This window comes from Deltaproteobacteria bacterium, assembly GCA_016930875.1.
Taxonomy (GTDB): Bacteria; Desulfobacterota; Desulfobacteria; order Desulfobacterales.
Map to the genome: position 1 here is coordinate 1 of JAFGFW010000109.1, position 6,170 is coordinate 6,170.

General features: G+C 48.8%; 6 protein-coding genes. 4 read left to right on the top strand and 2 right to left on the bottom strand.

Translation table 11 applies throughout. The features are described from left to right. Positions 1-802 (top strand): methyltransferase (locus JW883_10010; GenBank protein ID MBN1842599.1); only part of this gene is annotated, 802 nt, incomplete at its 5' end. 789 nt (positions 803-1,591) lie between these two features. Then, positions 1,592-2,077 carry a hypothetical protein gene (locus JW883_10015; GenBank protein MBN1842600.1) on the top strand — a complete coding sequence of 162 codons (486 nt, stop codon included), beginning with the start codon at positions 1,592-1,594 and terminating at the stop codon, positions 2,075-2,077. A 537-nt stretch (positions 2,078-2,614) separates the two neighbouring features. On the opposite strand, the gene JW883_10020 is transcribed toward JW883_10015, so the two are convergent. Continuing rightward, positions 2,615-3,838 carry an MFS transporter gene (locus JW883_10020; GenBank protein MBN1842601.1) on the bottom strand — a complete coding sequence of 408 codons (1,224 nt, stop codon included), beginning with the start codon at positions 3,836-3,838 and terminating at the stop codon, positions 2,615-2,617. 461 nt (positions 3,839-4,299) lie between these two features. Then, complete coding sequence (locus JW883_10025) at positions 4,300-4,857, bottom strand: hypothetical protein (protein MBN1842602.1); 558 nt, start codon at positions 4,855-4,857, stop codon at positions 4,300-4,302. A gap of 451 nt (positions 4,858-5,308) precedes the next feature. On the opposite strand from JW883_10025, the gene JW883_10030 reads away from it, so the two are divergent. Then, a complete protein-coding gene (locus tag JW883_10030) occupies positions 5,309-6,064 on the top strand; it encodes a site-specific integrase (protein MBN1842603.1) in 756 nt (251 codons plus the stop codon). After that, the coding region (locus JW883_10035) for a tyrosine-type recombinase/integrase (protein MBN1842604.1) at positions 6,013-6,170 on the top strand (158 nt) is incomplete at its 3' end. The genes JW883_10030 and JW883_10035, both read left to right, overlap by 52 nt.

The window sequence follows — 6,170 nt, forward strand, 5'->3', positions numbered from 1 at the left end:
TTCACGAGGGCAAGGCGGAGACGTGAGTAATCTGACCCGTTCATCCGTTCAGTTAGATGAGTCAAGGGCAGACCTGACCCCTTCACTCAAGAATCGTCCTCAATGTGTAGAATTTCAGGAAGTGCTCAAAACCGGAAAGCCTGCGGGATGGTCTAGCAAGAAAGAAGGCAAGGACTGGATGAAAAGCATGCAAGACCCGAAATTTGCAGACTTCTTTACCGCTGCCATGGACAGTCGTGGTGCATTTCTTGCTCATAGGCTGGCAGAAAGGTTCGATCTCAGCCGGCACGATGCTCTTTTGGACATTGCGGGTGGATCGGGGATATACGCCTGTTCCATTGCGAGAGTGAATAGCCATCTTGCCGCCACCGTTCTTGAGATACCACCCGTTGATCTGGCAGCGACTCGTTCAATTGCATCAAAGGGTATGTCGTCCAGGGTTAACGTAATTGCTGGAAATATGTTTGACGGGCTTCCCATCGGCTATGATATCCATCTGTTTGCCAATGCTTTCCACGACTGGGACATGGATTCCGTGCAAAAATTATCAACTAATTCCTTCAGGAGTCTGCCTCGAGAAGGCATGATTGCGGTTTTTGATGCCCATTTGAATCAATTCAAGAATGGTCCTCTTTCCGTTGCTGAATATTCTTGTCTCTTAATGCATTCGACGGAAGGTAAATGCTATTCAACAAGAGAAATTGGCAACATTCTTACTTCCGCTGGTTTTAATCAGATTGAAGTCACCGATGTGGCGGCGGACAGGACCTTAATTACTGGAAAGAAGGACTATGTTCCGTGAGGCGATGAAGGATCATTGCAACGCGAAAACCCGATAATAATAAGGATGGTCCAACAAAACAAATTCAGCCGACGCAACAAACCGCGCCGCTGATTTGCAACGTTAGGTGCCAAATGGAACCTACAGCTAAAGAGCGAAAATTCTGGCGGGTGGTCGCGGCTACGCTCGGGTTGCTCCTATCTATTTTTGTTGTTGTTAATTCCGTGCGTGCTGAAACCGTTCCCTCGAGAATCACTTTACTGTTTTTCGGCAGTCTCGTTGCATTAGGGATCGGGAACGTGATCGTGAACGCGAGGTCATCGCCAGTCATTCTCACGGAGCACGAAGAAACGCGATTTCGGCGCAGGCAGCATATTGTCGGCTTCTCGTTCAGCTTAATTTTGGGTCTTTTAATAATGCTGACTGACCTGCGCGGATCTGGGCTGGCTTATCTGTTTGTGCCTATTATCGTTTTGCCATTTGTTTTGCTCCTTCGGGAACGTTTGATTAGGGGTTAGCACGATGAAGACGTAAAATTGACTTTTGACTAATTGCGGTAAAATGGATGATATTAATGATGTTGTAGGGCTATCGTAAATTATTGATTTACTTTGAAACGGCATACGAAAGGCTATAAATGATAAATGGGTCAAGAGCGGATTTGACCCTTTCATTCGTTTTGACCCCTTTATCTCCCTGCAAAATATTTTGCATAGATGGGATTGCCGAGGCTTTTATTAACGGGACTTAATCAACCGAATTGCCCTGGTGCGTGATCCTTATGCCGGGTGGTGTGGGAGGAGGGGAGTCGTGAGGTTCCTGCCTATCCCGATTCGCCAGTCAAAAGAAGGAAATAGTGCCATGAGTAACCCGAAGCCACAGAAGAAAAAACGTAAATCGGGTATCCCCACTGGAAATGCTGGTGAGTACTTCGTGATGGGAGAACTATTGCGGCGCGGATTGGATGCCCAGTTGGCTGATCGCAATACGAAAGACTATGACATTCTTGTTGGGCTCCCCGCCGACAAAGTTTTAAAGAAGCTGCAGGTCAAAAGCGTGCGGTCTGCACCTTGGTATGTCAAGACTGCGAGCTATCGAGATGATCTCGCTGACCAGTTGACAATCTTTGTTCTCCTTGGGGACGAAAACGCTCACAAGCAAGTGCGCTATTTCATAACCAGAAATAGTGATGTCGCAGGACACGTTCATCGCCCGCAGAACTGGAAGAACAATGGTTTCATGCCTCTCAACGCGATCAAAGAGTACGAAGATCGATGGGACATTTTCGCTGAATGAAGAAGGATGTCCATTCAGGCAATCCAGCGGACGGCTTTCAGCCTCCGCTGATCGGCAGGTTATGTTCCCGAGACCGAGACGGAATGAATCCGTGAAAACGGATAAGGACAAAACATGTTGAAATTAACCGAACAGGAAAAGCAGGAGATCTTCCCCTATCTCGAGTCGGATCGGAAATTGTTGGAGAAATAAAGGGGCCAAAATGAAGGGGTTAAATCGGCTCTTGACTTATTACGGTAAAGTGGTTGATATCCATTCGGTTGTAGAAACTCGCATATTATTAATGTGCTTCTAAACGCCATTGGAAAAGTATGAATGATAAATGAGTCAAAGGCAGACCTGAGTCAAAGGCAGACCTGACCCCTTTCACGTTTCGTTTCTCTTTGTCCTCCTTTCTCCTTCTGTGGCCATGTAATAAATAAAGCTATATCGACTAAATTGATTGCACCTCTCATTACTGTATGCTCCCTGCAAAAAACTCAGAGCGACCAAAAAATGCATAAACTTCATTTGTTAATCTCTCGTGAAATAAGCCTATCACGCCTTTTTTCTCAGAAATAACGATCCCACGGCACCAGCAAAGGAAACAACGGTGGATAAAACAAAGGCTCCTGTAAAAGATCCTGTTACATCTTTAATATAGCCGGCCGCAGCCGGGCCTAATGCCTGTCCAACGCCGAAGAATAAGGTTATGCAAAGTCCCGCAGGGGCCAACCTTGGGCCCACTGCATCCCCGGCAGCAGCAGCCAGAATAACGGGGATTGAAGAAATGGTAAAGCCATAAATGATGGTTGATATATACAATCCCGGAAGATTGGTCCAAAATGCGAAGATAAGGTAAGAGAAAGCAAGAACGATATAGGCATACATAGATCCAAACCGTCTCCCGACCTTATCAGACACGCTCCCCCACAACACACCGCTTGATATGCTGCATAAACCAAGGACAGCGAACATTCCGCCGGCATTTTTGGGAGAAAGACCAATCTCTTTCGTAAGATATGCAATAAAAAAAGTAAGGTAGATAATGTAAGAGAAGCCGTACATTAAGTATACGCTGCCCAGCTTCCAGATTTCCCTTTCTTTTATCACATCGCGCCACGCCGAAAGGAAAGAAACACCATGCCTGTTGCCCTGATTACCCTTTTCATCCCCAGTGCTGCCATACATTGAGAGACCTTTTTCCGCAGGAGTGTTTCTCTCAAGGGCAAACACAATAAAGGAACCCGCAAAGACTATGATCCCCATAGCATACCATGCATACCTCCATCCATTGTTTCCATAGTTGACAATAAAATAAGGAAGGATAATACCTGCGAGAGAGAGTCCTATACCGGTTCCTACTGTGGCAATACCTGTACCAAGACCTCGTTTTCGAACCACGAACCACGCAGCGGGTAGGGCCATAACAGGGATATAGCTTCCGCCATTACCCATTCCTGTAATCAGCCGCATAACAAAGGCAGAGCCAAATGATTCGGAGAGTCCTGTAAGAAAAAGACAGACCCCCATGACCAGAAGGGAAATAAAGATAATATTTCTTGCCCCGAAACGGGCAGCAAGGAAACCTCCAATCACTGCGAGACAGAGATAGCCGATGAAATTACCGGTGCCAATAAGACCTACCTGGGTATAGGTCAAAGACAACCCTTCTTTCATGGGTGGTAGAATGACCGAATACGACATCCTCCCAAATCCATGGGCAAGGAGAACAACAAGAGCTCCTGTCCATGCAATAACCCATGCATAATGTTTCTTCATGAATCCGCCTTTTTTTCTTTAAACATATCCGGCAGAGACAATCTTGTCAAAATTTTTGTGAAAATAAAGATGGGGATGCCTGGCCAAGCCGGCACGCATCCCCTTGATCTAAAGCGTTATTTGTATCTTTCTGAAATGTACTTACTTTTTCTCAACTCTTAGTTCTCAGCCATCAGCTAATGGCTATGTTACGCTCCATCAAGCGTATGATGCTCGTGTGCTCTGAACCAGTCCACCGGACTTACAAAGTATTCTTCCAAATCTTTGAGGGAAAGGTAATGTTCATATTCGATGGAAGCAAGGAGGTCGAAGAAGGGAAGAAGTCAAATCTGCTCTTGACTCATTGTGGCAAATTGGTTGATGCCCCATAAGTTGTAAGGCATCGTGTATTATTGATGTACCTTTGAACGCCATATGAAGGGGCATAGATGATCAAGGGGGCAAGAGCAGTCCCGACTCCTTCAATCGCCGATTATAGGGAGTGGGCCTCTATTCATCCCGGCCCGGAGCAGGCCCTCGAATATCACCTTATAGGTTTTCCAGTGTTTCCACTCATCGGCCAGGGTGTCCGGGTTGGTGCCGGGCCATTGGGAATGGCGCGCGCCGATGTGCCAGGCGTATTTGGCGGCAAGCTCCGAGCAGACGGCCAGGCCGGAGAGGTTTATCTTGGCAAGCGCCGGAACGGCGTGCATGAAGATGCGCCAGATGGGATACCAGTGATCGGCATATTCCCGCTCGATCCTGGCGATGGCCTGGTCCACGGGCCGGAACTTTTCACCGATGTATCTTGCGATGATGACCTTTTGGCCGGCATAGGCCTCGAAGAGGTTCTGTCTCCTGACCTTCCAGAGGGCCTCCAGGGTCGTGCCCTGCTGGTCGAGAATGATCCCGGTGTGGTTGTAGTCCGCATGGCCGTCATGTGCCCATACGGCCTCTATCGTGCGGATGATCAGCCCCACGGCCCTGGGGCTTTTCACGGCAAAAAAATCACCTTGGTCCAGCTGAATGGGTGCAGTCATGGAAACCTCTCACAGGCAGGCCAAATAAGCCTTCGGTGTTATCAAAACATCTTTCACCATGAAGGGCGTGAAGACCGTCAAGGAAAAGGGTGATTCTCACCCCGCCTGGGCGTTTCATGCTCCTCCCGGAACAGCCTTTCGATTTGTTTCAGGTGGGCCGCGATGAGGACAAACTCCTGGTCCGTCAAACGGCCGGGCCCGCCTGGCGGCCTTTGCGGTCGTATATATCGTTACAACGGCCTTATCGAGCCTGTTTCCGATCCCATTCGCCACGGATTCGGTCCTCCGTTTCCTGGGAAGGGGTCAAATCTGCTCTTGACTCATTACTGTAAAGTGCTGGATATCCAATAGGTTGTTGGACGAAGCCGCTCCGCGGCGGAAAAGAATCGCAAATCGGTGTATACTCCCATTTTGCCCAATCCCGGGCACTATTTGAAAAGGAGGATACCCCATGAACCAAGCCGAGACGAACCGATTCAATGAACTCTATCAACGCCATCTGCGCTTGCTTAAACTGCAGGGCAAAGCCAAAAAGACCATCGATGCTTACTCCCGAGCCGTACGCCGAATCCAGGATTATTTCAATTGCTGCCCCGATCTCTTGACCCTGGAACAACGTGAAACATACTTCTCAAACCTGGTGGAATCCCATTCCTGGAGCACCGTCAAGATTGATCGAAACGGACTGCAATTCTTCTGGAAGCATGTCCTTAAACGCGATTGGCAGTGGGTCAACATTGTCAAAGCACCCAAGGTGCACTCCCTCCCGGATATCCTCACCCTCTCCGAAGTGGAACAACTGATTGGTGCCACAAATAAGCTTCGATACCGCACCTTTCTTCTTACAACCTATTCCATGGGACTGCGCCTTGGCGAGGCCCTGTCCCTTCAAGTAGGGGATATCGACGCAAAACGAAAACAGGTCCATATCCGCCGAGGAAAGGGCCATAAAGACCCTTTCGTTCCGCTTCCCGATCTCACTTATCAGGCCTTGCGCGCCCTGTGGTGCAAGCATCGAAACCCATCCTGGTTGTTCCCCAATCCCGTGGGGTCGCCCGAGCGCATCCAGAAGGCCACCACACATATGGATCGAGGCGGTACTCAAGCTGCTATGAAGGCTGTCGTGACCCAGTGCGGCATTAAAAAAAAGTCTCCATCCACTCCCTTCGCCACAGCTTTGCCACTCATCTGCTTGAGCAGGGCCTGAGCCTTCGGCATATTCAAGCACTCCTAGGCCACGCAAGCCCCACCACCACTGCCCGCTATGCCCACTTGAATGACATCACCGATCAGAACTCCTTCGACACCATCAA